Raw genomic sequence first — 26,498 nt, 5'->3', positions numbered from 1 at the left:
GTGCTGCCGACTTCCGGTCGTCGAGTGGAGAGTTTGCGTTGCTTCCAATGATCTGAACGCCCGAGGAGCTCAGGAGCGGACCTTGGCCCGCGTGATCCGAGCGTCTCAATTGGGGCCGGAAGCTGACTGTCCGCTGCTAAGTCGGTCATTGCAAAAAGCAGACATTCGAGGCGTCAGTGCGGAGGTCTGGGATCAGCCCATGCCCAACGCTCTCGGAATGCTGTGATGTCCGCCCGCCGCACACGACCTATGGCACGTGTTGCATTATGATTTGCGTGTGCAGCATCGGCGCCTCGCTGCCGAAATAGGTCTCCAGCAGCGGCAGGAAATCCTCCGAAAGGTAGAAGTCTGTCAGCGCGCGGTCTGCCAGCAGGCGGAAGTCGGCGTCGTTGCGACGCATCGCGATCGCATAGGGTTCATGCGTGATCAGGCGATCGCCGACCTCGAGCGAGGATGGATCGCGCGCCCGCTTGGCCAGGTTGATGAGCAGCACCTGATCGGCGATGTAGGCATCGATCCTGTGGTCCTCCAGTGCCTTGAGCCCGTCCTCATGCGTGTTGAAATCGGCAAGCTTTGTCTTCGATTCTTGGATTGCGAGTGCCTCGCGAAGCGTCCCTGCCGTCGTCGTGTTTGCGCGCATACCGATGACGTTTGTGGCAACGCGCTCGCTGACGGCGTGAACGGCCGGCCCGTTGAGAAAGAGCGCCTGCAGGTAGCTGGGCGAATCCTTGCGCAGCAGCGCGCTCGCCCCGGTGAGGAAGATCGGTTGTGAGAAATCGACGATTTCCCGCCTCTTCAAATTCACAGTGATGGAACCGCAAAGCAAGTCGATATCTTCATTCTCTACTGCATCGAAGCCATCGGCGAGCGTCACCTCAACAAATTCTCGTTTTAGTTGCGGAATTTGATCTTCGATCTCGTCAGCAATCTTGCGGCACAGGTCGATGGCATATCCCACCGGTTCGGCCCCTGGCTGGCGGGTGGAAAATGGTGCTTGATCGGAGATGTAACCGATACGCACGGTTCCGCTCTCCATAATGGAGTTTAGCGTTGCGGCGGCGGACGCCAAAGCCGAAAAGCAAAGGGCGAGGCTCACGAACAGAAACCGCCTCATGCGCTTGGCCATACTTGTCTGAGGGGCACCTGCATGATCCCTATCTCCGGAAAACGGTGTCGATCTCAAAGGCGTTGACCCAGCTTATGGGCTGCCCCTCATATGTCAACCAACGACGCATGGCGTCGCACGGCCGCTTTGTCACAATGGCAAGGTCGACCGGCCTCACGTCCGTCTTTTTTGCGCGAACATGCCGCCGCGCCCGATCCACCATGTATCTGCTATCGGAGATCGGCTAGCGGATGCCCAACGGCCGGGATTAAGGCGCCAAGCAGAAGGCGGAAGGGTAGACATGCCTATTTAGGCGCGACCTCGAGGCGCTGTTTTAGGAGCCAATTCCAAAGCTCCGGATCATTTAAGGCCGCCCACTCAACGCCCGAATGGTCAACGCCTTCCAAGACACTTAAACGGGCATTTCGCTTTAGACCGACAAGTCGTTCGTAAAGCACGACCGAATCCGACAAAGGAATGGTGTCGTCGCTGGTGCCGTGGAACACCCAAAAGGCTGCCTTTTCATTTGTCCTACTCAGGTAGTGACGATTCCCACCGCCAGCGATTGGAACGAAAGCCGCAAATTTATCGGGAAACTGTTCTGCCATGGCCCAAGTACCGAAACCGCCGCGGCTGAAGCCCACGACATAGACCCGCATGCGATCGACACGATACTTCAACATGACCTCCTCAAGAGCTGCCTCCACTTTCTCGATCGGGTAAAGGAGTTCGTCACTTGGATTCTGAGGCGAAAATACCAGGAACGGGAATGTCTTGCCCTCCTCGATCAACTTCGGAATTCCGCTCGATCTAACTTTCTCGATATCAGTCCCACCCTGATCGCCGCCGTGAAGCCACACGACGAGTGGGTACGTTTTGTCGGAAGACGCATAGTCGTCTGGCGTGTACATCAGATAGTTGAGATCATTCTTTATGTTGCTACGCGATGTCGCGGCCAACTGTTCGGCGTGGGTCACTCCCGCGCTGCACATTCCCCATACGGCCGCAAATATCAGCGCTATGTTGTATCGCGTCATTCGATCACCTCCTCCATGATGTTGAGCGTGTAGCCAAATCAACATGGAACCGAGGTAGCGAAACTCAAGCTTTGGCTGCCAAAATGTGTTCGCTAAGAGGTTTGACCTCAATGCGATGAAGACGCCTTCCAACGCCCTTGACCAGCGCGACGCATGGCAATCCGTTCGAATGGCACCATTGCTAAAATCCACCCGCACCATCGTCGAGCGGCTCGGCGATGTGGTCTTATCAGTTGAAAAACTTTAGCGCACTCATATTTACTTTTATAATTATATAATGCAAATTCCGCGCACGGCTCAGGAGGTGAGCCTTACCAGCAGGAGGAAATCGCTGTGCGCAATTTTTTTAAACTCGGGCTTCTCGCAGCCGTCGTCGGCAGCACATTGGGATTTGGAACGCTGCAGGCTTCTTCGCAGGATCTGGAGCTAACCATCATGGCGCCCGCCGGTGCTGGCGGCGGATGGGATTCGGCGTCCCGCTCGATGCAGGAAGCCATGATGGCCAGCGGCAACGCGAAGAGCGTGCAGGTCATCAACGTCCCCGGCGCAGGTGGCACAGTCGGTCTTGCCCAGTTCATCGGCTCCGCCAAGGGCAATCCCAGCCAACTTCTCGTCGCAGGCATCACGCTCGTCGGCGCCAGCATCTCCAACCAGTCCCCGGTCGATTTAACCCAGGTCACTCCGATCGCTCGTCTGACCGGCGATCCGCTGGTGATCGTCGTTCCGAAGGATTCGCCGATTCAATCCATGGACGATCTGCTTGCGACAATTAAGAAGGACGTCGCGACGACGATCTGGGTTGGCGGATCGGCTGGCGGTGCCGATCATATCCTCGCAGCGCTCGTTACCAAGGCAGCGGGTGCCGATTCCAGCAAGATCAACTACGTAGCGTATTCCGGCGGCGGCGAGTCGCTTGCAGCCATGCTCGGTGGTCAGGCGACCGCGGGCGTGTCGGGTTACGGCGAATGGGAAGGCCAGATCAAATCCGGCGACCTCAGAGCACTGGCGATCTCCTATCCGGAGCCGATCCAAGGCATCGAAGCAAAGCCGTTGAAAGCGCAGGGTCTTGATATCGAATTGGTAAACTGGCGCGGTATCTTTGCCGGTCCTGGCGTAGAAGGCGCTGATCTCGATGCGCTTAAGTCTGCAGTCGAGAAGACGGTTAAGTCTGCCGAGTGGCAGGCAATCCTGAAGGCTCGCGGCTGGACCGACTACTATGCTCCTTCCGACGAGTTCAAGGCTTTCATCGGTTCGGAAACGGAACGCGTGAAGACCATCCTTACGTCCATCGGTCTCGCAAACTAACCTGACGAAGCACGCGGAAGTCGGCAAGCGCCGCTTCCGCGTGCGACGAGGACACCATGACCCAGAAAACTCTTCGCATACCCAACCGTCCAACGGCGGTGATCGCTGTCGTCCTATTTGCAATTGCCTTCATTACGTATTGGGATGCCAGTCACATGAAGGTGCGGGCAACCTATGGGATGAGCGCGAGCGCGGCATCGTATTTCGTGGCGATCCTATTCGTAGCCCTTGCCATCGGTCACCTTGTCAGCGCTTTCAAGCCATCGGACATCGAAGTCGAGAGCGCCGACTGGTTGGCCGTCGGCTGGATCGGTTTTGCTCTTGCTGGGTTGATCGGATCGATCTGGATGGGGGGTGGCTTTATCCTTGGGTCCACGCTTCTTTTCGCGCTGACCGCACGGGCGTTCGGTCGCAAGGCCATACTTGTCGATCTCTGTCTCGGGGCCGTTATCGGGGTACTGGTTTTCCTTCTCTTCAATAAGCTCCTGACGCTCGCGCTGCCGCAAGGCCCGCTTGAGCGCCTCTTCTGAGGTCGCCTTGATGGATACTTTTTCCTTTTTGATCGATGGGTTCGCGCTGGCCATTCAGCCTGCGAACCTGATCTACGCCGCCATCGGCGTTCTGATTGGAACGGCCGTCGGTGTTCTGCCAGGTATCGGCCCGGCACTGACGGTGGCACTTCTGCTTCCCGTGACCTTTAAGCTGGATCCTGGCGGTTCGATCATCATGTTCGCCGGAATTTACTACGGCGGCATGTACGGTGGCTCAACAACCGCGATCCTGCTTAATACGCCTGGAGAAAGCGCATCGGTCGTCACCGCGCTCGAGGGCAACAAGATGGCACGGGCAGGACGCGGGGGACCGGCGCTCGCGACCGCGGCTATCGGTTCGTTCGTTGCCGCGCTGATCGCAACAGCCGGGTTGGCCGTCCTCGCACCCTATCTCGTGAAGATCGCCGTCAAGTTCGGTCCCTGGGATTACTTCGGCCTGATGCTGATTGCGTTCGTGACGGTATCGGCAACATTCGGGTCATCGCCGCTGAGGGGCCTGACAAGTCTGGCCTTTGGGCTCTGGCTCGGACTGATGGGCATCGACCAGTTGACGGGGCAGGCCCGCCTGACGTTCGGTGTTCCCGAACTGCTGGATGGCGTCGAGGTGACAACGCTTGCCGTTGGTCTGTTTGCGATCGGTGAAGCCTTCTTTGTCGCGTCTCGTCATCTCTACAAGCCCGAAAAGCCTATCCCGGTTAATGGGTCGATCTGGATGACCAGAGAAGACTGGAAGCGCTCCTGGAAGCCATGGCTTCGCGGAACGGTGATGGGCTTCCCGATCGGCGCACTTCCCGCCGGCGGCGCTGAAATTCCCACTTTCCTGAGCTATACAATCGAGCGCAAGCTGAGCAGGAAGCCGGAAGAATTCGGTCACGGAGCGATCGAAGGCGTTGCTGGTCCCGAGGCTGCAAACAATGCCTCGGCCGCGGGCACGCTGGTTCCGTTGCTGACGCTTGGACTACCGACTTCGGCCACCGCAGCCGTCATGCTTGCGGGCTTCCAGCAATACAACATCCAGCCGGGTCCCTTGCTGTTCACACAGCACGCCGACCTCGTCTGGGGACTGGTCGCCAGCCTGTTTATCGCCAACGTCATGCTGCTCGTTCTCAACCTGCCTTTGGTCGGGATGTGGGTGAAGCTTCTCAAAATTCCCCTACCGTGGCTCTACGCAGGCATTCTCGTGTTTGCATCGATGGGCACGATTGCGGCGAACCCCTCGGTGACGGAACTTCTGCTGCTGACGGGTTTCGGTGTCGTCGGATTTGTGATGCGCCGCTACGACTATCCCATCGCTCCGGCGGTTGTCGGTCTTATCCTTGGCCCGCTTGCAGACAGTGCCTTGCGTCGCTCTCTGCAGATGAGCCTTGGCGATCCGATGATCCTGCTCCAGCACCCGAGCTCAGCCATCATGATCGGCATTGCCCTTGTTGCCTTGTTCGCTCCATTTATGTTCAGAGGTCTCTCGAAGTTCCGTCAGGACGAGGATTGATGGCGCAAATCTGTTTGACTGCGCCGGGCGGCGCACATCACTGTGGCAATTCGAACTGAAAGAACAGGACGCACGGAAAAGGTATGGCCAGGAACAGTCTCTCACCCCGGATCAGCACGGACATTATCGAGTTCGTGAAGTCCAACGCGATGCGAAAGGGAGATCATCTGCCTCTACAGATGCTGGCCGACAATTTTCGTGTGTCCCGTGCTCCGATCATGAGCGCTCTTCAAAAGCTGGAAGAGAGGGGCATCGTACGAGCCGAGCCGAACCGCGGCTATTTTCTCGCGGTGAACGGCGAGGCAATCGACGATCTTGAGCCCGAAAATGGCAAAGCTACCAAAGGTGACGATGCGATCTATCTCAGGATCGCGGACGATCGTCTGTCCGGGAGGTTTGCCGAGCGCGTCAGTGAGAATGAATTGATGCGGATCTACGGGGTGCCAAGAACCAGACTTTTGAAGATCCTTCACCGGATCGCCGACGAAGGATGGATCGAGCGCCTTCCCGGCAACGGTTGGTCGTTCAAGCAGACCCTTATGTCGAAGAAGAGCTACGAGGAAGGATATGTGTTCCGTGCCGTGATTGAGCAGCAGGCGATGCTGCTGCCGACGTTCCAATCGGATGCGGACGGTTTTCGCAGGGCGCGAGAGACACAGACGGAACTTGGAAATGGCGGATACGAACATTGGTCGCGGGCCGAGATCTTCAAAGCCAACAATGACTTTCACGAAATGCTTGTCGCGTGCTCCGGAAACGAATTCTTCCTCGACGCGATAAAGCGCATCAACAGATTGCGACGCCTTCTGGAGTACCAGATCACCATTGATCGCAGCCGCCTGCCGAAACAGACGGCAGAGCATCTGCACATCCTTGATCTTCTCGAGAGTGATCGACGATCAGAAGCGGCCGCCTTCCTTTACACCCACATCATGGGCGCCAGCAGGATCAAGACACCGCAAGTGTAAAAACAGGGAATTCCAGGCGCGAAACAATGCGGTCACACTTGAATTACATTTTATTATCATAAGATGGAATTTTCTGGATCGACCTCGCTCCCGTGAGCCTGAAGTTTTTCGCTCCGAACACAGAAATGCGATGAGAGACTAAGGATGAGCACGATATCAAAATTCACGGTCAACGAAGTTGTATACGACATCATCGACCTGCCAGCAGAGGCTGGGCATCAGCTTCGGTCGCTTCCATACATCCATCGTATCCTGTTGGAGAATGTTCTGCGTACAGCAGGCAAAGATGATGCGCGGGCCAAGGCTGCGATCATCAACTGGCTCGCAAAGGGTTCGAGCGAGCTGGAGATCCCGTTTCTTCCCAATCGTGTCATGATGCACGATACCACTTGCGGTCCTGCACTCGTGGATATCGCGGGAATGCGCTCGGCTCTTGCGGAGGCGGGACATGATCCGGCGCTTCTCAATCCGGTTGTCCCGGTGGACGTCTCCACGGACCACTCCTTGGCTGTAGATGCCTTTGGTGGCTCTGCGTCGCTTGAACTCAACATGAAACGCGAGTTCGAGCGCAATGCCGAACGGTATCGCTTCATGAAGTGGGCGACGAATACGCTGACCGGGTTCCGCGTTCATCCGCCCGGTACCGGCATTATGCACACGCTCAATCTCGAGCGCCTCGCGACGGTCGTCTCGACGATCGAGAAAGACGGTTGTCGCTGGGCCGCGCCCGACACGTTGATCGGTACGGACAGTCATACGCCGATGATCAACGGCATTGGCGTCCTTGCATGGGGTGTCGGCGGCCTGGAAGCAGAAAGCGTCTTCTTTGGGATGCCTGTCTCGCTCCGGGTACCGGATGTGGTTGGGGTCCGGCTGACCGGTCATCTTGGCGATGGGGTGCTTGCGACGGATTTGGCGTTGACGGTGACGCATATCCTTCGAAAGATCGATCTTCAGGACAAATACGTAGAATTCTTCGGCCCCGGCGTGGCGGCACTGACGGCCGGCGATCGGTCTGTGGTCGCTAACATGACACCGGAGTTTGGCGGTAATTCCGGATACTTTCCGATCGACGACCGTACGCTTGATTATCTTCGGACAACTGGTCGGACTTCTGAGCAAGTGGAGCTGGTAGAAGCATATACCAAGCGCGTCGGGCTTTGGTTCAATCCGGACGACAATCCCCGCTACACACACGTCGTCGAGATCGACCTTTCGGCGATCGAACCCAGCCTTGCCGGTCCCACGCGCCCTCAGGACAGGATATCGGTTGGAGAAACGGTTGCCGCGATTTCTTCGATGAAGCGCGGAGCGGTCGCAAGTGCCGACCCCTCAGAACCAAACGATGGGGCGGTTGCCATCGCGGCCATTACAAGCTGTACCAACACGTCCGATCCGCGACTCGTGATCGCGGCAGGCTTGCTGGCACGAAAGGCGCGGTCGTTTGGTCTTCATCCGGCGCCTTGGGTGAAGACATCGCTCGCGCCGGGATCGCCCACGGCGGAACGATACCTCCAGCGGTCCGGGTTGTTAGAGGATCTCGAAGCGGTCGGTTTCGGAATCGTCGGTTACGGTTGCACGACCTGTATCGGCAATTCCGGACCATTGACCGAACCGATCGCCGTCGCGATGAAGGATCGAGGAATCCTTCCGGTCGCCATTCTCTCGGGCAATCGGAATTTCCCTGGTCGCGTGCACCCGCAGCTTGAGGCAGGTTTCCTCGCGTCTCCTCCACTTGTCGTCGCATTTGCGCTGGCTGGAACCGTCGAGCTGAATATTTTGAGGGATCCGATCGGATACACGGCCGATGGGCGGGCCGTGACACTGTCGATGTTGTGGCCGACGAGCAAGGAGATTGACGAAGCAGTTGCGCTTGCCTCCGATGCGGTTGATTTCAAGCCAGCTTATGACGAAGCGGAGGCCAGCAAGGCTTGGCGCGAACTCGAGGCGCCGGCGACGACATTGTTTCCATGGGACGAGACGTCGACCTACATCCGCAGGCCGCCGTTCGCAGGCTTCGGAAAAGGCAGCTTACTCGGCACGTATGATGCGCATCCGCTGATCGTTGTCGGTGACGACATCACGACGGACCATATCTCGCCAGCCGGGGCGATCCGGGCTCAGAGTGAAACCGGCCGATATCTCATCGAGCGAGGGGAAGTCCCGACCGACCTTAATGTTCATGCTTCGCGGCGGGGCAACTGGGAAGCGATGGTTCGGGGCTTGTATACAAACCGGACTGTTCAAAATCTTTTGGGCAGCGAGATCCCACCAGGATCGACGATCCATGCGCCCTCAGGTGAAGTCCTCCCGCTCTGGTGCGCCGCAAATCGCTATGCCGAGAGCAGGCAGTCCGTCGTGATTGTCGCTGGCGAGCGTTATGGAATGGGTTCCTCGCGAGATTGGGCAGCCAAGGGAGCATCCCTCCTCGGCGCCCGCGCGGTCTTGGCTGTAAGCTTCGAAAGGATTCACCGTTCCAATCTTATCGGGATGGGCATTCTGCCAATGAGACTGCCGGAGGGTTTGGGACCAGATGATCTCGCTCTAAAGTCAGGTGACCTCATCGAAATAAATGCCAACGCAGGCCTGATCTCGCCGCGTTGTCCGATCGACATTGCCATTAAACGGTACAGGGGCGAGGCTACCACGTTCAAAGCGGTCGCGGCGATCGAGACGGCCGCTGAGGTCGATACGTTGAAGGCGGGTGGAATTCTGCCGCTGATGCTGAAGAACTTGGTCGAATCCCAACGCGGTACGATCTAGGGCGCTAGAATCGACATTTGCGTTGTGCGGGCAGGTGTGCGTTGTCGGTTCCGGACGTTATTTGATGAGCAGACCGACCGCTTTCATAGGCTCGCGGAGCAATCAGCTTTTTGGCGGCGAGGTCGACGATATCCTTTCATGCGGCGATTTCACCGACATCTTAAGTGGCGGAGCCGGCGCAAATACGTTCGTCTGAGCTGGCCAAGCAGGCAAGCAGGTAACACGCAAGGCGTCGATCGTATCGTCGACTTCGATGTGCAGGGCCGCGACGTCCTCGAATTCACCGGCCATTCTCCAATCGTCGAATACACCTGTTGTTCAACCAGGTTGACGATGCAGGATCAGGAAGCCGTCGCTCAAAGAACTTTGCGTATCGGTGTGATCGTTGCGGTCGCGATCCTGCTTGCGGCGATCCAGTACGTGGTGTCTTCGCAAGGTCTCTACTCGGCCCTCTCAGAGAAAGCCGCGACTTCCTAAAACTTCCCGATCGGGGTGAATTTACGTTTCAGAGGCCGATACTTCCCGATCGGTAAGGATGACGTTGAAATTCCGAAAATCTTCCGACCTCGTCCGTCCGAAACATCGGGTCCTTGCGCGTCTTCTCGCTCGCGCATGGGCGCTATCTGCGCGGTCGCAACAGAGCCCGCCCGCCGGCGCTCCGAAACAAGATCGACATCAAGGACATTGGTCGCCGCCGTCAGGAGATCTCGACAAGTCTTTCGCGGCGCCCGAAGGAAAGCAGTTCGCGCGTATAGGGATCGGCCGAGGCCGCGATGACGTCCTTGGTTTTTCCGAACTCGATGACGTCGCCGCGCCGCATGACCAGAAGCGCGTCGGAGACATGTGCGACGACCTTCAGGTTATGGGTGACGAACAGCATCGACAGCCCGCGGCTTTCCTTGAGATCCGAAAGCAGATTGAGGATCTGTGCCTGTACCGAGACGTCGAGCGCCGATGTCGGTTCGTCGAGGATGAGAAGGCTCGGTTCCAGAGCCAGTGCGCGGGCGATCGCCACGCGCTGTGCCTGCCCACCGGAGAGTTCGCCTGCGCGGCGATCGAGAAAATCGGCCGGCAACCCGCAGTCTGACAAAAGGCCCGCGATCTTGTCGCGCATCGCGGCGTCCTGTCGGCCGCCTTGCGCCAGGATTGGCTCGGCCAGGATATCGGCGATCGCCAATCTCGGGCTCAGCGACAGGAACGGGTTCTGCAGCACGACCCCGATCTTCTGGCGTTCCCGACGCAGAGCGCTGCCCTTCAGCGCCAGCCAGTCCTGTCCTTCAAGCCGGATCTGCCCGCTTTCCACCGGAAGAAGCCGAAGGATGGCGCGCAGGAGGCTTGTCTTGCCAGATCCGCTTTCGCCGACGATCCCGAGGGTCTCGCCTCTGGCCAAACGGAAGCTCGCACCGTTGACCGCGGGTTTTGGCCGTGTCGCGAAGAGGCCGGCGTGGTAGCGGATGACGAGGTTGTCGACGTCGAGTATCGGGGCCGTGGTCATGCAGCGTCCTCCGGCAAATGGCATAGCCAGCGATGTGCGGCCCGGTTGCGCCCCGGCGGTGGCGTGGCTGCGCACTGCTGGAGTGCCTGGGGACAGCGCGAGGCGAAGGCGCAGCCGGCTATCGCCGAGCGCGGCGGCGGTATCGAGCCCTCGATGGCCGCCAGCCGTGCGCCAAGCGGCGCGGCGTCCGGAAGTGCGGCGAGCAAGGCCCGGGTGTAGGGATGCCCGGGACTTTGCAGCACGGCGTCGACCGGGCCGGTCTCGACCGAGCGACCTGCATAGAGCACGGTGGCGCGATCGCAGGCCTCTGCAATGACGTCCATGTCGTGGGTGATCATCAACACGGTGAGCCCGCGCTCCGTTACCAGCTTGCGTAGCAATGCCAGGACTTGAGCACCGACCGAGACGTCCAGCGCAGTGGTCGGCTCGTCGGCAATGAGGAACTCGGCGCCGGTCGCCAGCGCCTGCGCGATGACCACACGCTGCTGCATGCCGCCCGAAAGCTGGTGTGGATAGCTACGGAGCACTCTCTCCGGGTCAGGCAGCCCGGTTGCGGCCAGAAGTTCAATCGCCTCGGTGCGCCGGCCCCGATGCGACAGGTCCCGATGGGCGCGGATCACGTCGTCCATTTGCCTGGCGATGCTGAGCACGGGATTGAGGGCGGCTGCGGGATCCTGGGCGATCATGCCGATGCGCCGACCACGCAGTTGCGTGGCCCGCTCGCGAAGATCCTCGCCGTCGAAATGGAACCGATCGGCAACGATGAGGGCACCCTTCGGCGCAAGGCCAAGTGCGGCCATCCCGGTCATGGTCTTGCCGCAGCCGGACTCACCGATCACGCCGTGGATCTCGCCGCGCTCGATCTCGAGGCTGACGGCACGCACCGCGTGAACGTCACCTTCCGATGTCGGGATGCTGACCGAAAGATTGCGGATATCAAGCAGAGGCACGGCCAGTCCCTCCCTTGCGATCACGAAGCGCATCGCCGAGCACGCTGAAGGCGAGCGCGATAGCGAAGATGGTCAGGCCCGGCATCGCAGAATACCACCAGCGCGCGGGGAAGAACTTTCTTCCAGCGTCGACCATCTGGCCCCAGTCGGCAGTCGGCGGCAATACGCCAAGGCCGAGGAAGGAGAGAGCGGCGGCGGTCAGAAGCGCTGGTCCGACATCGAGGGCTGCCTGCACCGTCAGCGGCCTGCCGGTTGCCGGCAGGATGTGGCGCAGGATGATGCGCCAATGCGAGACGCCGGAGAGCTGTGCCGCCTCGACATAGGGCTGGCCACGCAACACCAACACCTCCGCACGGGCGAGTCGCGCATACCAGGGCCACCAGGTGACGGCGACGGCGATGACGCTGTTGAGAAAGCCTGGGCCGAGGGCTGCGGCCATCAGCACCGCCAGCAAGAGCGCCGGGAAGGCGAGGAAGACGTCGGTACCGCGCATCAGCGCTTCATCGATCCACCCGCCGAAGTAGCCGGCGGCAAGACCGATCGGCAGCCCGATCAGCAAGGAGAAGGCGACGATCAGCATGCCGTTCGTCAGGGATACCCGCGTCCCGTAGACGATGCGGCTCAGAATGTCCCGGCCGAGATGATCGGTCCCCAACCAGTAGTCGGCAGAGGGCGGTGAAAGCTTGGCGGCGACATTAGGCCCGCCGGCCCCCTGCAGGGGATAGGGCGCGATCCACGGTGCGAGGAGCGCAACGAGCACGAAGATGAGAATGACAGCCAGTGCGAAGGTGCCAGGCCAGCCGAGGCGTTTGACAAGCTTTTTCATGACAGCGCCACCCGCGGGTCGACAAGGGCCTGAGTGATGTCGATTAAAAGGTTCATCACGACGTAACAGATGGTCACGACCATGGTGACGGCGGCGATGACCGGAAAGTCCTTGGCAAGGATCGCTTCGGATACGTAACGGCCAAGACCCGGCCAGGCGAAGATAATCTCGATGAGCACCGCGCCGGTCAGGGCATAGGCGAAGGAAAGGCCGATCACCGTCAGTGCGGGGCCCATGGCATTCGGCAGCGCGTGACCGAAGAGGATGCGTGGTTCGGAAAGCCCAAGTGCGCGGGCAGCAACGATATGCCGGCGCTCGAGGATTTCGATCATGGCCGAGCGGGTCAATCGCATGGCGACGCCGGCAGGATAGGACGCGAGTGTCAATGCCGGCAGGATGAGGTGCGTCAGTGCGTTGCCGAATGCCTCAAGGCGCCCGGCGATGAGTGCGTCGATCAGGTTGAAGCCGGTCACCATCGGCAGCGGCGCCGAAATCGCGATCTCTCTGGAAAGTCGCCCGGAGAGCGGGAGGATGCCCAGCCATTGCGCAAAGATGAGCTGCAGGATCATCGCCAGGAAAAAGGTCGGCATTGCGACGGCGGCGATCGAGCCGAAACTGCAGAGCCGGTCTGCCCAGCCGCCTTGCCGCGCGGCAGCAATGACGCCGAACGGAATGCCAATCAGGAGCGCAAGGCCGGTCGAAAAGATGGCGAGCTCGAGAGTGGCCGGAAGATAGGCGCGGAGATCCTCCGCGATGAGACGCCTGGACTTGTAGGATATGCCGAAATCGGCGGACGCCATGGCGCCGGCGAACGTCGCGAAACGGGCAGGGAGAGGCGCGTCCAGATTGAGTTCCTGGCGCGCCTTTTCGATTTGCTCGGCCGTGGGACGCGGGCCCGCATAGAGCGATGCGGGGTCCGACGGAACGACCTGTGCCACCACGAAGACCAGGAAGGTCACGCCCACCAACACGAAGGCGGAGAGAAACGTGCGGCGCAGGATGTAGCGTAGAAGTTCCATCAGACCCCCCGCGTGCCCTACCGGCTCAGATCGTTGACGAAGGCGATGTGACCATAGGCCGGATTGTCGGCGTAGCCCTTGATGTCAGCGCGGATGATATGGACGTTCGGCTGGTCGAGCATGAAGATCGCTGCAGCATCCTCGATGATCTTGCGCTGCGCCTCGATAAACAGCGCCTCGGCGCGCGGGCGGTCCGTGCCCGAGAGCTTGGCCGCTTCATCGATCTTGGTGTCCACCTCGGCATTGGAATAGTAGCCGAGATTGAAGTTCGGCTTCTCTTCGCTGTGGAACAGGTTGAAGAGGTAGTCGTAGGGGGTGACGAAGGTCGGCCACCAGAACATGACGAAAATGTCCTGCGCCGCCTCGGGGTTCGATTTGCCGAGCTGCCATTGCGCTTCCCATGCCATCGGCTGGAGTTTCAGGGTGATGCCGAGCGTCTCCAGGTTGGCCTTCCAGAGCTCGCCTGCCACCGCCTCGATCGCCTGGGACGTGGAATAGGTCATGACCAGTTCCAGGCCCGGCTCGATGCCCTCTTCGGCAAGCAATGCCTTGGCTGCTTCCAGATCGGTCTTCGGGATCGGCGCGTTGGCATCGTGGCCCCAGATACCGGCCGGGACGACACCCTTGGCGCGGGTGCCGAAGCCGCTCGTGCCCGCCGAGATCACGTCGTCATAGGGAAAGGCGAGCGACAGGGCCTGACGCACCTTGACCTTGTCGAGCGGCGCACGCTTGACGTTGTAGAGGCCGAACAGCGTTTCGAAAGAAGGGTTCACGACCACGTTCAGGTCGGGATTGGACTTCAACGCCTCCAGATTCTCGTAAGGGAGGCTGTAGGTCCAGTCGGCCTGGCCGCTCTCGATCATGTTCTGGGCGAGCGTCGCATCCTCGACGATTTCGAAGGAGATCGTCTGGAAAGCGCCGTCCGGCACCTTGCCCCAATAACCTTCGACGCGGTCGAGGACAGCGCGCTGGCCGGGCTCGTAGCGCGAAATCTTGAACGCCCCGGTCCCTGCATCGTTGCCGGTGTTGAACCAGGACGCTTCCTTGTCGTGCGAGGAAGGCGCGTAGATCCAGGCGGCAAAGCCGGCCGACGCGATGAGGTCGAGTGGCTGCGGCTCGGAGAGCAGGAACACCACCTTTAGTGGCTCCGGTGTTTCGATGGACGCAACCGGCCCCCAGATGAAGGACGCGCCACCACCGATCTTCTTGGTCCGCTCGATCGAGCCCTTGACCGCCTGCGACGTCAGCGGGCTGCCGTCATGGAACTTCACGCCATCGCGCAGGGTGAACGTCCAGGTCTTGCCGTCTGCGCTCACGTCCCAGGAGGTTGCGAGCAGGGGCTCGATTTTGGCTTCGGCCTTGTCGGTCGCGGGAATGTAGCGCGTCAGCCCTTCGTAGACATTGGCAAGCACCGCGCCGTCGTTGGAAAACGAGGTAGCCGGGTCAAGGTCCGGAAAGCTCGTCGGATAGGCGAGCGTGAAGATGCTGCTGGTACCCTCGGCCATCGCAAAATTCCAATGCGATGCGGCGGCTGTGGCGAGAGCGGTGAGGGCGGCGGTTTTCAAGAAATTGCGGCGGTTCATGTCGGGCTCCCAATCGAGTTCTGGAGGGGCGGACGCTTAGGCGTCTTCTTTGTAATGGGGTACGGCAGGCGCATCCGCAGACACGCCCATCGGCACAAAGTCGAAATCGTAACCAAAGGCACGCGGGCCGACGGAGGCGAGCGCGATCTCGCTGCGCAGCAGCACCGGTGCAGGCATGGACAACACGTCGATGCGCAGGCCGTAGCGCAGCTCTTCCGTGCCGATCGCCCGGCCGGTTTCCGAATCCACGATGCAGATCAGGTCCGGCACCATGGTGATGATCTCTTCGCCTTCGCGCGCGATCAGATATTCGTTCTGGATGTCGACGGTGAGTGTCCGGCCTGCGTCGGCATCCAGGCCCGCAACCGTGAGCTTGCCGCGGGTGAAGCCCGCCATGACGCGGCGGCTGATATCGGTCACCTTGCCGCGCATCAGCCGTACACCACCGGACTGCTTCAATATGGCCTCGACCGGGTCCTCATTGGCCGCGCGCGCGTTCATGACGGCGTCTCCGAGGCTCCACGCCTGGCTGGTGGTGTGGGGCACGCCGAAACGGCGGACGAATTCACCGGACATCGGCGCAGTCGTCATCAGCGCGGTGCATCCCATGGCAATGGTGCTGGCGCGTAACAGCTTCTCCAGCATCTTCGGCGTCGTCGCGTCGGTGACGACGAGCACGTTGCCGTCGGCGTCGGCAAGGGCCGCCGGCTGCACCGCCTGGCCGTGGATGAAGAAGGTCGTCATTTGCACTTCGGGGAAGGCCCGGCCCATGCCGTCGGCATCGACGACAGGCAGATCGACCATCGCTGCCGTCAGCATCGGCGCAATGCCGTTGCCGCCACCGACCTCGTCACCGAGCACCGCATCGACCTTGCGGCCGAGATGCCGTTCGAGCGCGTTCAATAGCCGGACGCCCTCGCTGCCTTCCGGGATCTTTTCGATGCCCACCGTCGGGGCGCCGATGCCGCCGATACCCAGGATCTGCGCATCCGGTGCCATGTCGGCGGGGCGCACCATGCGAATGCGCTTGCCTTCGCGCAGGAGCGCCTTGGCGCGCAGAAGGCCATGGTAGGTGCTGCCGCCACCGCCGGTTCCGAGAATCCCGCAGCCGATGGCGATGCGATCGATATCCGCTTCGCTGAGCGTCCAGTACTTCATGCCCGCAACTCCCCTATCACTTTCGCGGCGACGCGAACGGCATTGCCGGGCAGGTACGCCAGCGGCGTTTCTTCGATTTCGGCAAGGGTGGTCGTCTCGGCGTCGGCGCCGGCCTCGACGGCGCGCGCCCGTGCCTCAGCGACGATGGATTCCAGTGCGCGTTCCCGGGTGGTGCCTTCCAGCGAAACCACGCTGTCCACCTCGCCGGAGACCTGGGCAATTGCCGCGCCGATGGCGTTGGCCGAGCCGAAATGATCCGGCTTCAGCGAAACGGAGGTTCCCTCCAGCAGGCCCTCGACCAGCACTGAGCCGCCGCCGACAAGAATGGCGGGGATCGGATCGGCGCTCGGCTTCATGCGGTCCAGCACCGTTTCGATGCTGGCTTTCATCTGCGCCAGCATCTGTTGGGCAAATTCCGGCGTGATGCGGCTGAGGCGGTCGCGCTCGCCAAGGTCGACATGGCCGGCAGCAACGGCGACGTCGGTGGCCGTCAGCGTGTCCCCGCCGAAGCAGAGAGCCTTTTCCGGCAAGCGAAATCCGACCGAATCCGGGCCGATCGTCGAAGACGAACCGGGGCGTATGATGCTGCCGCCGCCGAGCCCGAAAGAGTAGACGTCCGGAACACGGAAGTTAGTCGGCACGCCGCCGATCTCCGCGCCCTCGCTGCGGGTGCGCGGGAAACCGGCGACCAGCATGCCGATATCCGTGGTGGTGCCGCCGATGTCGATGACCGCTGCGTCGGATAGCCCGGTCAGGAAGGCCGCACCACGCATGGAGTTGGTCGGTCCGGACGCGATCGTGAAGACCGGATAGCGCTCGGCGAACTCGGCCGCCATCAGCGTGCCGTCGTTCTGCGTCAGGTAGAGCGGGCAGGTGAGGCCGAGCGCGGCAAATGCCGCGCGGAAGGCGCCGACCGTCTCGCGTCCGAGCGTATGGAGGCTCGCATTGAGGATGGTGGCATTTTCGCGGGGCAGGAGGCCGGTGCGACCGACGCGGTGCGACAGGCTGATTGCCACGCCGGGCATTTCCTCGGCAACGATTTCCGCCGCGTCGTTTTCCATTTTCGGATCGACCAGGGCAAAGACCGAGCAGATCGCGACGGCGGAGATGCCGCGCGCCCGCCAATCGCGGCATGCCGCGCGGATCGCCACGTCGTCGAGCGGGGCAATCTCAGAACCATCGTAATTGACGCCGCCGCCAACCAGAGCGGCACCCCCGTCGACGACGGGGCGAAGTGTATCCGGCCAGTCGATCATGGGTGGCAGGGAGCGCGTCGCCGCACCGCAAAGGCGCAGAATGCCCACCTTTTCAAGATGCCGACCCTCGACGATCGCATTGAGGAAGTGTGTGGTGCCGATCATTACCGCGTTGACCGCGCCGGCAGCAACGCCTGCTTCGGCCAGAACGGTGCGGATCGCCGCGCTGACGCCCGATGTCACGTCCGCGGTGGTAGAGGATTTCACCGTGGCCAGGACCTCGGCGCCGCGCAGCAGCGCCGCGTCCGTGTTGGTGCCGCCAACATCCACTCCGATACGAAGCATGGTCTATCCCTTTTTCTTGCCGCCGAGGTCCGTACCGCGGCTGATCGCGGTCGTCCTCGTGCCGAATACCTTGTAGAGGCGCAGCACGACCGAGCTCGTGACGCGCCTGATGCCAGGCAGTTTGCCCATTTCCTGATCGATGAATTCAAGCAATGCCGCGTGGTCGGCCACGAAGAGCGAAGCACTGAGGTTCGCCGTGCCGCTCGTGGCGGCGAGGTAGCCGATCTCGTCGTACTCTGCGAGCAGGATGGCGACGTCCTCCTGTTTGCCGGGCTCGACCTCGATCAGAAGTTCGACCTGGACATCGCGTCCGAGCGCGACCGGATCGGGAATAGCGCCGATGACGATCATCTTGGCCTGCAGCAGTCCGGCAATGCGGTTGCGGACTGTGCGCTCCGAGACGCTGCCGATCCGGCCGGCGATCTCGGCCGCCGAAAGGCGCCCGTCTTCGGAGAGATAACGGATAATCTCGCGGTCCAGATCATCGACGAGGTAGCGTTGGGTCATCACCGTTTCCATTTCGGCCTTGATAGGCAAAGTAAATTTCCGAAACGGAATTATGTCAAGAATATTTCAGTCGATACCGTCGAATCGTTTCAAAAATATCCCGATTTAGGCGGTATTCATGCAGAGTGTTACCGAATCGGCATCTGCAGTGGATCGCGGGCTTTGTCGGCGGCGACAATTTCAGCCAGCCTTGGCATCGCCTTTTTCCTGGAACGGGCGAGGGATCTGTCGAACCGCAGCTTCGAGCGCCGGCCCGAGCGCGGCGTCCGGTCTATTGGGACAGGCGACTGTTTGGCGCTTGATTGTCTGGCCGACGGTGCTACGGCGGTGCGACACCAGACAAATACACGGGCCGCTCGCCCCTGCTTTCGCTCCGCATCGTTGTAGTAGCGCGCCGCCTGCGTCACCGATTTTTGCAACGACTGCTGCATAGCTTCAGGCAGCGGTATGCCGCGATTGGCCGCCGCCTGAGGCGCATCGGGGCCTGTCTGTACTAGTACGGAAATGGCAATGCATAGCGCTCGCGAATGGTTTGTTCCTCGTAACGGTTACGATAAACACCGCGGTCCTGGAGGATCGGGACGACCTTCTTCACGAATTCTTCGATGTCATCAGGTGCCCGGGGCGGCTGAAGCGTGTAGCCGTCGACGGTGCCGTCCGCCCAAAGGTCGATAAGCGCATCGGCGACCTGTTCCGGCGTCCCGAGCAGCAGGCGGTGGTGCCCTTCCGAGCGGCGCACAGCCTGCCTGGCCGTCAACTTCTCATGTGTCAGCAGATCGGAGAGACCAAGGCCCATTCCGACCGCCTGAAGACGGTTGGGATCCGGAACGAAACGCTCGGCATCCAGAATGGCATCCGGATCGAAGCCGTTGGGATCAATACCGTTCTCCCTGACGAAGCGTGCGATCAGGCCGTCCTCCGAGCCCGCGCCGCTGAAGAGTTCGTGTTTTCGCAACGCCTCCTCTTTCGTCTCGCCAAGGATCACCACCACCCCGGGCACGATCTTAATGCCCTTCGGGTCGCGACCGATGGCTGCAGCGCGATCCCTGACCTTCTTGCCGAAGGCCTGGCCAGCAGGGCGGGAGAGGATGTTGCAATAAATGATCTCGCCATGGCGGGCGGCGAGCTCGATACCGCCTTCGGATGCGCCTGCCTGCGCGATCACCGGATGGCCTTGCGGGCCACGCGGCACGTTCAGCGGTCCCTTCACTGCGAAATGATCGCCTTCGTGGTCGATCGCATGCGCACTCGCCGCATCCCAGAACCGTTCGTCGGGCACATGGCCGTCGCGGGCGGGATCCCAGCTTGCCCAGAGTTTCTTGGCAACATCGAGAAATTCGGAAGCTTTGGCGTAGCGCTCGGCTCGTGGGGGCAGCGGCGCCGAGCCGAAGTTGGCTGCCACATTCGGATTGAAGGACGAGACGATGTTGATGATCAGCCGGCCACCGGCCACGATATCCGTCGACTGGGTGCGGCGGGCGAGATTATAGGGCGAATTGTATGTGGACGACATGGTTGCGACGAAGCCGATGTCGGGCACCTGTGCTGCAAGCGCCGTACAGAGGATGAGCGGGTCGATGGTATGGAATGGTCGGCTGTTCGGGTCGGTCATCAAGGCCGGATGATCGGAAAAGAACACGGCGTCGAACAGGCCTTTGCGGGCGAGTTCCGTCAGGCGTCTGTAGTATTGAGGGTCATAGATGTCGTGGCGGCTCCCGCTGCGATATTTCCAGGCGGCCGGCAGATAGCCTGTCGTGTTGATGCCGACATTGAGATTGAGCGTGCGGGGCATGCGAATTGAGGTCCTTCAATAGGCCGCGGTGAAGCGGCGGCGGATGAACTGTCCCTTGTCGAGTTCATCGAGAATGGCGACGGCGAAATCGGCTTCGGAAATCCGGCTTTCGCCCGTATCGTCTCGCAGAAGCGCATCCTCGCCGAGCCTGAAACGGCCGGTTCTTTCGCCGGCCTTGATCGAAAGAGGCGGGGATACATAGGTCCAGTCGAGATCGTGCTCGCCGCGTTTCAGACTGCGCAGGATCTCTCGGTTGCGCAGCGTGTGAGCCTTGTGGTCCGCCGGGTAGAAATCACTGTCGACCACGTCGACGCCGGGGCTTGCCTGGAGGCTTCCGACGCCGCCGACGATGATGATGCGGCGGACGCCGGCGCGCTTGACGCCTTCAAACAGGGAAGCATGTGCATTCTCGATGAGAACCGCGGCATCTTCCGCCGAATGGCGGCGCAGACCGGGACTATAGGCACTGATGACCGCATCGTGGCCGGCGGAGATCTTTGCCACTTCCTCCGGATCGGCAATGTCCGCCTTCAGTGCCGTGAGACGCTCGGCAGGCTCCAGGTTTGAAGAGCGCGTCACGGCTGTCACGCGGTGATTTCGCGAAAGAGCTTCCTTGCGGATGTTGCTGCCGATGTTTCCTGAGGCGCCGAAGACGACAATGGACATGATCGATTTTCCTGAGGCTAGAGGGCAGGTATCGCCTTGAGCGGTTGATTGGCGCCGACATTGCGCTGCATGGCGGAAAGCGACGACCGCACGGCCTCGTAGCCGTGTTCGCGCATGGCGTTTTCGTAGTCGTTTAGGGCCGCAAGCAGTGGCTTGCCGTGGCGCCTTGCGGCGACGAGTTCGCGTACGAGCAATCCGGAATCGTAGAGGGCGGTGTTGCCGCCAAGCGCGCGGAAATAGGTCATCGCGTGGATCGCGTCGCCGAGTAACGTCACCGGACCGCTTTGCCATATCGCGCCGGGCGTGGAGCTCTTGACCTTGAGGAAGGCGACCGTCGACGGGTCGCTGTGGCGAATGAGGTTCAGGATGCGCTCGTCCCAGCGACGGATACGGTGAAGCAGCGTTTCGATGAGGGCCGCGCCGTTGAGCCGTTCGAGCAGTTCGTCTGGCCCGAGTTCATCCGTGTCATAGGCCGTGTTCCACCAGGTGTAGCTGGTGGAGTTGTTGAAGTGGAAGCCAGGGATATCGGCATGGCCGGGATCTTCCCTGCCTATGAAATCGTGACGCGCATAGGCAGACGGATCCACCCGATGGCTGGTGATCATCAGACCACGACCGTCGCGCGGGCGGATGTTGGTATTGAACTCGGTCAGCAGCGGTGAAATGCCCTGTCGTTCCGCCTCGTCGATCGTGATCTTGCCGGCCAACCTGCGTACCCCAGTGTCGATGCTCTTGAGGTCAGGCAGGAGTTGGCGACGCACCGCCGATCCCGCCCCGTCGGCCCCGACCAGAAGATTGGCGTGTACGGCCGAGCCGTCGGAAAAATGCGCAAGCACGGTTCCGTCGGCAAGCTGCTCATAGCGTTCGAACCGGTTGCCTGTGTGAAAAAGGCCGTCGAGCCCGGACAGGAGGATCTGGCGCAGCGTGATGCGGCTGACCGATTTCTCGATATGCGTATCTTCGGGTTCGCCTGACCCCTGGCTCGTGTTTTCGAGCCTTTGGAATGTCTCATCGAGAACAAGGTTTTCCGTCGGCGCAAGCCCGAGCGTATCAAGGAAGGCTTGAAAGAGGTGCGCCGGAAGGTTCGCCTGAAGCGCGTCGATGCCCCGTTGCCGGATCCGCATGCGGAAACCCTGCACATAGTCCGACCGGACCTGGTCGCGCTCGAAGACGGCGGTGTCGATGCCGTTCTTCTTGAGGCCTTGCGCCAGGGCGAGCCCACCCGGTCCCCCACCGATGATGGCGACGTCGATGAAGGGTATGGTCATGGCTGGTACTCGGGGACTGCGGTTTCGGCGGTCACTTGTTCGAGGATGAAGTCGGCGACGGTACGGGGCGAACGGCCAAGCAGCGTTGGAACGACGTCGGTCGTCCTTGCTGCGCGGCCGGAAGCGATCAATCTTACGAATTGCGCAACGGCGCGATGTTCGAAGTCACCCTCTTTTGGAACCGTCTGGGGCGGCTTCTCGAGGGCAGCAACCGGCCGTTTCAATGCAGCCGTCAGCAGAGCGGCGACCTGCCGGAACGACACCACGTCCGGGCCGGTGAGGTTGAGCGTGCGCCCCCGAATGCGATCGGCCAGAAGTTGGTGCACTGCGACATCGGCAATATCGCGCGCGTCGATGTAACCGATGCCGGCGTCGAGGTTGGCTGCGACGACCTGACTGTTCGCGATCGCGTTCCGGATGGTGTTGGCGAGCGAGACCTGCATCCAGGCATTGGGACGAAGCGAAACAGCCTCGGTCGGAAGGCCATTCAAGTGCCGTTCCACGGCAGCGTGCGCTTCACCGGAGATAGAATTCCCTGGCGGCTCGATCGTCCAGTCGGAGCCCGAGATCTTGACGATGCGGGCAACATTTGCGGCGACGGCAGCATCGGCGACGGCGACCTGGTCCGTGACGAGCCTCGTGCTGATGGGGGATAACAGAAGAAGGCGTCCGACGCCTCGAACGGCGGTGTCGAGCGCGGCGCGGTCGCCAAAATCACCTGCGGCAATCTGCAGAGTTTCACCGAACAGGGCACGTGCCGTCTCCGGCCGTCGGGTAAAGACGCGAACCGGTTGTCCGCGTGCGAGAAGTCGTTCGACAACGAGGCGCCCAAGCTTGCCGGTGGCGCCGGTAACGAGGATCGGCCTCTCACTCATGCGGCGGCCCGCTGCAAGGCGGCCTCTAGCGGTCGGCGATCAATCCAACTGAAGACATTGAAATCGGCCGGAATGAACTGCCAATCGAGAAGGAAGCGCTTGAAGTGGTCGAACGCGGCAATCTGGTTTTCGTCCAACGCCAGACCGAGATGACGGTGGACGTCCGCGCCGTTCGCTGCCCAGACGGCGTCCTCGCCGACGCCGATCTCGTTGGCGATGAACCGAACTGCTGTGTCCGGGTTCGAGGCCGCCCAATCACCAACACTGGCGACGGTCGACACAAGATCGACGACGAGGTCGAAATGCTGGTCAAGAAAGCGGGCGTCGACTGTCAGCGGCCTTGGCGTGCCATTGTTGATGCGGATCTTTGGATCCGGATGGAAACCGAATTCCGCCACCACAACTGCACCGATCTGATTGGCGAGCACGATGCCTTCTGCACCTTTGACGAAGAAAGCGTCAATCTTGCCCGAGGCCAGGGCCAAGAGTTCCTCGCCATAGGGATATCGGCGCTTCAGGCCCAGGAAGGCGGCGTTGCCCCGTTCGATGAGGTTGCCCTCGTTGGTGTCGAGATAGACGAGTTCGACATCACCGTGATCAAGGCCGTCGAGCGAAAGCGCCGAGACGATGCCTTTCAAGGCGGTGGCCCGCTGGAAGTCGACGACGTCGGAACTGGGCTTGCGTGGTACACCGATGCGGCGGCCTTTCAAGTCCTTCGCGACAGCGATCCCGGAACCTGGAAGCGCGATAATCGCCTGGAACTCGTCTGTCGTGGTGATGCCGACAACGCGTGTGGCGCGGCCGCCGGACCGCGCCCAGATCGGCGGAATGTTGCCGCCCTGTCGGAACGAGTAATCGAGCGCATGGGTAAAATGGCTCTGGCGGACCGACGGATCCTTGCTGTCGCGGATCGAGCGGACGGCAACGCCGGCGTTCTCAAACTGTCTGTCGATCCAGCCGAGCTGATGGGCGATCGACAATGGTGTCGGGGCGGGGCAGCGCGTGTACCAGACGGAAGAGAGGGAAGACATCAGGGAACTCCTAGCGGCCGCCGACGACGGCAAGACGGGGTTGCTGGGGAGGTCGAACGGGGACCGGCTCGAGCGCAACCGCAGGTGTTGCGGCATGCCGGCTGAACGCCGCCTTGGCAAGCATCGTCCGGATCAAGTTGTTTTGCGGCGCGTGCGCTTTGCCGGAAAGCGCATCGCGATGATGGCGTTCCAAGGGATTGTCGCGACTGATGCCGGGGTTACCGCCCAGTTCGAGCGCAAGGGTCGTCACGGTGATCGCGTTGGCGATGACCGTGTGCTTGACCGCGGCGGCATCGGCGCCGAAGGGGCGCCCCGCATCGAAATCCTCGGCGATCGAGCGCAGGAGCCGGCGGTTGACCGTCAGCAAGACCTCGATCTCGCCAAGGCCATCCTGGATGCGGGGAACGGTGGAGAGCGGTGCGCCGAGGCTTGCCGGTGCGCGCGAGGTCGTAAACTCGATCAGCCAGTCGCGTGCCCCGCGGGCTGCACCGTCGTAAATCGCCGGCACGAGGCTGAAGTACCAGGCGCCCATGCGCTCGTCACGTTTCAGGCCTTCGCTCGCCGGCGCGATGTCGAGAACATCGGCGAGCGGGATCGCGACGTCGTCGAGGATCAGGTCGTCGCTGTTGGTTGCTCGCATGCCCGTTGCGTTCCAGGTTTTTTCGACGCGGATGCCATCGGCCGATGTCGGAACGAGGAATGAGCCCAGCCTCGGCTCAGGCTCGTCAGTAACCGCAAGCACAGCCACCCAGCGCAAGAGCGGGATGCCGGTGGCGTAGGTCTTGTGGCCCGTAATGCGCCACTGATCGCCAACGCGGCGGGCAATCGTCTCGGGCAAGGAACCATGCGATGGCGAACCGACGCGCGGCTCCACCTGTGCCGCATTGATGAGCGCGACACCCTCGCGATTGGCGCGGGTGACACGCTCGACAAGGTGGGGCGGCCACTTGCCTGAGGTTCGCACCGAAAAGTGCTGATTGTAGTGCATTGAAAGAACGAGAGCGGTCGATGGCTCTCCGCGCGCGATTGCCGAGACGGCCGCCAGCGCTTCCGTCAGTCCACCGCCGAGGCCCCCGTGTTCGAGCGCTGTGACCAGGCCAAGCAGCCCCGCCTCGTGCAGCGCGTCGAAATTGGCGAAGGGGAATTCGCCGGTTTCATCATAGTGGCGTGCTGTCAGAGCGAAGCGTTTTCCGAGTTCTTCGGCCTTGGCAATCACCGGTTCGAAACGTGTGTCGGTCATCGGTTTTACTCGTTCAGGCGACAGCGCGCGCGTCGAGTTCCGCCCAGGGGCGCTGGTCCACCCATTGGTCGATGTCGAAGTTGCTCGCGAGGAACCCCCATTCATGCAGGAAGTCCTTGTAGTGTCCGATTGCCGCGACGAGTTCCGGTTGGAGGCCGATGCCGAGATGTTTGTGGAGATCCGGGCCGTTAGCCGCAGCCACGACCTCTTCTGAGGCGCCGACTTCGCGGGCAACAAAGCGACGCACCTCGTCGGGGTGCTCTTCGGCCCATGAGCCGGCCTGCTTCAAGGTCGAGATCAGCTTGGCGACGAGATCGGGGCGATCTTCAGCGAGCCTTTCGTCGACGGTCAGCACCCGAGGGGAGCCGGAATTGATGCGGATCTTCGGGTCCGGGTGGAAACCGAATTCCGCGACCGTGTGAGCCGCAAAGAGATTGGCGACGGCAATACCGGGCGTGCCTTTGACATAAATCGCGTCCACCTCACCGCGCAGCAGTGCGGCCGCTTCCGGCCCGTAGGCCTGCCGGTTTCTGAGGCCGTGGAGCTGCGGGCCCTCCCTGCCATCAAGAACACTTTCGGAAAGCGGGATATCGACGATCTCGACATCGGAGGGCGTGAGCCCTTCGAGAGACAGAGCGGAAACCAGGCCCTTCAGCGCCGTTGCTGCCATGAAGTCGACGATACCGGGTGGTCGGCGCGCAATGCCGAAGCGCCGGCCGACAAGATCGCGCGTCGTTTTGATCCCGGTCTCGGGCAACGTGATGATGGCCTGGAATTCGTCGGTCCAGGTGATGCCGACGAGCCGCGTCGGGTTGCCTTCCGAGCGGGCGCGGATCGGCGGGACGTTGCCGCCATGGCGAAACGAATAATCGAGATGGTGATCGAAGTGGCTGGATCGGACGGAGCGGTCCTTGCTGTCGATGATCGAGTTGAGCGCAATGCCCTCCGCGGCAAACGCCTTGTCGAGCAGGCCGAGCTGGGTGGCGAGCCCCACGGGTGTCGGGACCGGGCAGCGCGTGTACCAGATTTGCGAGATGGCATTTTTTGTCACGAGGTTCTCCGCTGTCTTCGATGGGGTGTGCCGGGAAGCGTTTTTCGTTGGAGTGGCTCTTCCTAGTCGGCCATTGCTATTGGCTGTACTGATTTCGGATTGGATTTCCCAGACTGGCGCCGTTCACGACATATTGTAGGAATGACGTTCCTGCTAATGGTCACTCTCAGGGTGAAATTACTAAAACAGATTTGACAAAGCCTATGTAATTAGTCAACTATAAAAATCATCCGCGGCGACAAGGTCAGGCCGAGGTGAAGGTTCGCTGTTGGCGGACA

General features: G+C 61.2%; 23 protein-coding genes and 1 pseudogene. 6 read left to right on the top strand and 18 right to left on the bottom strand.

Annotated features, from left to right (window positions below; translation table 11 throughout):
• Positions 1 to 247: 247 nt before the first annotated feature.
• The gene (locus ASE71_RS28380; RefSeq protein ID WP_060521277.1) at positions 248 to 1,126 is read right to left on the bottom strand and encodes an amino acid ABC transporter substrate-binding protein; all 879 of its coding nucleotides are present in this window, start codon (positions 1,124 to 1,126) and stop codon (positions 248 to 250) included.
• Between the two features lie 284 nt (positions 1,127 to 1,410).
• Positions 1,411 to 2,097 carry a dienelactone hydrolase family protein gene (locus tag ASE71_RS28375; protein ID WP_060521336.1) on the bottom strand — a complete coding sequence of 229 codons (687 nt, stop codon included), beginning with the start codon at positions 2,095 to 2,097 and terminating at the stop codon, positions 1,411 to 1,413.
• A 378-nt stretch (positions 2,098 to 2,475) separates the two neighbouring features.
• On the opposite strand from ASE71_RS28375, the gene ASE71_RS28370 reads away from it, so the two are divergent.
• From ASE71_RS28370 to ASE71_RS36055, 6 genes are all read left to right on the top strand, one after another.
• The gene (locus ASE71_RS28370) at positions 2,476 to 3,447 is read left to right on the top strand and encodes a Bug family tripartite tricarboxylate transporter substrate binding protein (RefSeq protein WP_060521276.1); all 972 of its coding nucleotides are present in this window, start codon (positions 2,476 to 2,478) and stop codon (positions 3,445 to 3,447) included.
• Positions 3,448 to 3,503: 56 nt separating this feature from the next.
• Entirely contained in the window at positions 3,504 to 3,977 is a 474-nt protein-coding gene (locus tag ASE71_RS28365) for a tripartite tricarboxylate transporter TctB family protein (RefSeq protein WP_060521275.1), read from the top strand.
• Between the two features lie 10 nt (positions 3,978 to 3,987).
• Positions 3,988 to 5,487, top strand: coding sequence for a tripartite tricarboxylate transporter permease (locus tag ASE71_RS28360; protein WP_060521274.1), 1,500 nt, complete (start codon positions 3,988 to 3,990; stop codon positions 5,485 to 5,487).
• 83 nt (positions 5,488 to 5,570) lie between these two features.
• Positions 5,571 to 6,455: a GntR family transcriptional regulator gene (locus tag ASE71_RS28355; protein ID WP_060521273.1), complete on the top strand. Its 885-nt coding sequence runs from the start codon at positions 5,571 to 5,573 to the stop codon at positions 6,453 to 6,455.
• A 144-nt stretch (positions 6,456 to 6,599) separates the two neighbouring features.
• Positions 6,600 to 9,218: an aconitate hydratase AcnA gene (acnA, locus tag ASE71_RS28350; protein ID WP_060521272.1), complete on the top strand. Its 2,619-nt coding sequence runs from the start codon at positions 6,600 to 6,602 to the stop codon at positions 9,216 to 9,218.
• 138 nt (positions 9,219 to 9,356) lie between these two features.
• Positions 9,357 to 9,695, top strand: a complete 339-nt coding sequence (locus ASE71_RS36055) for a hypothetical protein (RefSeq protein ID WP_146243009.1) — start codon at positions 9,357 to 9,359, stop codon at positions 9,693 to 9,695.
• 220 nt (positions 9,696 to 9,915) lie between these two features.
• Here ASE71_RS36055 and ASE71_RS28340 read toward each other — a convergent pair whose 3' ends face one another.
• The 16 genes and pseudogenes from ASE71_RS28340 to ASE71_RS28265 form a co-directional block, all read right to left on the bottom strand.
• Complete coding sequence (locus ASE71_RS28340) at positions 9,916 to 10,713, bottom strand: ABC transporter ATP-binding protein (protein WP_060521270.1); 798 nt, start codon at positions 10,711 to 10,713, stop codon at positions 9,916 to 9,918.
• The gene (locus ASE71_RS36050) at positions 10,710 to 11,663 is read right to left on the bottom strand and encodes an ABC transporter ATP-binding protein (RefSeq protein ID WP_060521269.1); all 954 of its coding nucleotides are present in this window, start codon (positions 11,661 to 11,663) and stop codon (positions 10,710 to 10,712) included. The genes ASE71_RS28340 and ASE71_RS36050 overlap by 4 nt, the downstream gene beginning before the upstream one ends.
• Positions 11,650 to 12,489, bottom strand: coding sequence for an ABC transporter permease (locus ASE71_RS28330; protein ID WP_060521268.1), 840 nt, complete (start codon positions 12,487 to 12,489; stop codon positions 11,650 to 11,652). Before ASE71_RS28330 ends, ASE71_RS36050 begins: the two co-directional genes overlap by 14 nt.
• On the bottom strand, positions 12,486 to 13,508 hold the full coding sequence (locus ASE71_RS28325) for an ABC transporter permease (RefSeq protein ID WP_060521267.1): 1,023 nt from the start codon (positions 13,506 to 13,508) through the stop codon (positions 12,486 to 12,488). The genes ASE71_RS28330 and ASE71_RS28325 overlap by 4 nt, the downstream gene beginning before the upstream one ends.
• Positions 13,509 to 13,525: 17 nt before the next feature.
• Positions 13,526 to 15,091 carry an ABC transporter substrate-binding protein gene (locus tag ASE71_RS28320; RefSeq protein ID WP_060521266.1) on the bottom strand — a complete coding sequence of 522 codons (1,566 nt, stop codon included), beginning with the start codon at positions 15,089 to 15,091 and terminating at the stop codon, positions 13,526 to 13,528.
• A gap of 36 nt (positions 15,092 to 15,127) precedes the next feature.
• On the bottom strand, positions 15,128 to 16,249 hold the full coding sequence (locus tag ASE71_RS28315; protein WP_060521265.1) for a DUF917 domain-containing protein: 1,122 nt from the start codon (positions 16,247 to 16,249) through the stop codon (positions 15,128 to 15,130).
• Positions 16,246 to 17,790 (bottom strand): hydantoinase/oxoprolinase N-terminal domain-containing protein, encoded by a 1,545-nt coding sequence (locus ASE71_RS28310; RefSeq protein WP_060521264.1) that lies wholly within the window; start codon positions 17,788 to 17,790, stop codon positions 16,246 to 16,248. Before ASE71_RS28310 ends, ASE71_RS28315 begins: the two co-directional genes overlap by 4 nt.
• Before the next feature lie 3 nt (positions 17,791 to 17,793).
• The gene (locus tag ASE71_RS28305) at positions 17,794 to 18,297 is read right to left on the bottom strand and encodes an Lrp/AsnC family transcriptional regulator (RefSeq protein WP_162251910.1); all 504 of its coding nucleotides are present in this window, start codon (positions 18,295 to 18,297) and stop codon (positions 17,794 to 17,796) included.
• A gap of 338 nt (positions 18,298 to 18,635) precedes the next feature.
• Positions 18,636 to 18,761: pseudogene (locus ASE71_RS37195) on the bottom strand (integrase); the annotation flags it as partial.
• Between the two features lie 29 nt (positions 18,762 to 18,790).
• Positions 18,791 to 20,089 (bottom strand): NtaA/DmoA family FMN-dependent monooxygenase, encoded by a 1,299-nt coding sequence (locus ASE71_RS28295; RefSeq protein WP_060521262.1) that lies wholly within the window; start codon positions 20,087 to 20,089, stop codon positions 18,791 to 18,793.
• Between the two features lie 15 nt (positions 20,090 to 20,104).
• Positions 20,105 to 20,755, bottom strand: a complete 651-nt coding sequence (locus ASE71_RS28290; protein WP_034791565.1) for an NAD(P)-dependent oxidoreductase — start codon at positions 20,753 to 20,755, stop codon at positions 20,105 to 20,107.
• Positions 20,756 to 20,772: 17 nt separating this feature from the next.
• Positions 20,773 to 22,023 carry an FAD-dependent oxidoreductase gene (locus tag ASE71_RS28285; RefSeq protein ID WP_060521261.1) on the bottom strand — a complete coding sequence of 417 codons (1,251 nt, stop codon included), beginning with the start codon at positions 22,021 to 22,023 and terminating at the stop codon, positions 20,773 to 20,775.
• Positions 22,020 to 22,898, bottom strand: coding sequence for an NmrA family NAD(P)-binding protein (locus ASE71_RS28280; protein ID WP_060521260.1), 879 nt, complete (start codon positions 22,896 to 22,898; stop codon positions 22,020 to 22,022). The genes ASE71_RS28285 and ASE71_RS28280 overlap by 4 nt, the downstream gene beginning before the upstream one ends.
• Entirely contained in the window at positions 22,895 to 23,929 is a 1,035-nt protein-coding gene (locus tag ASE71_RS28275) for an ABC transporter substrate-binding protein (RefSeq protein WP_060521259.1), read from the bottom strand. The genes ASE71_RS28280 and ASE71_RS28275 overlap by 4 nt, the downstream gene beginning before the upstream one ends.
• A gap of 10 nt (positions 23,930 to 23,939) precedes the next feature.
• Positions 23,940 to 25,169, bottom strand: coding sequence for an acyl-CoA dehydrogenase family protein (locus tag ASE71_RS28270; protein WP_060521258.1), 1,230 nt, complete (start codon positions 25,167 to 25,169; stop codon positions 23,940 to 23,942).
• Between the two features lie 13 nt (positions 25,170 to 25,182).
• A complete protein-coding gene (locus ASE71_RS28265) occupies positions 25,183 to 26,220 on the bottom strand; it encodes an ABC transporter substrate-binding protein (RefSeq protein ID WP_060521257.1) in 1,038 nt (345 codons plus the stop codon).
• Between the last annotated feature and the right edge of the window lie 278 nt (positions 26,221 to 26,498).

The organism is Ensifer sp. Root954 (assembly GCF_001429005.1).
GTDB classification, from domain to species: Bacteria; Pseudomonadota; Alphaproteobacteria; order Rhizobiales; family Rhizobiaceae; genus Ensifer; species Ensifer adhaerens.
This window is presented reverse-complemented; position numbering and strand designations above follow the sequence as displayed.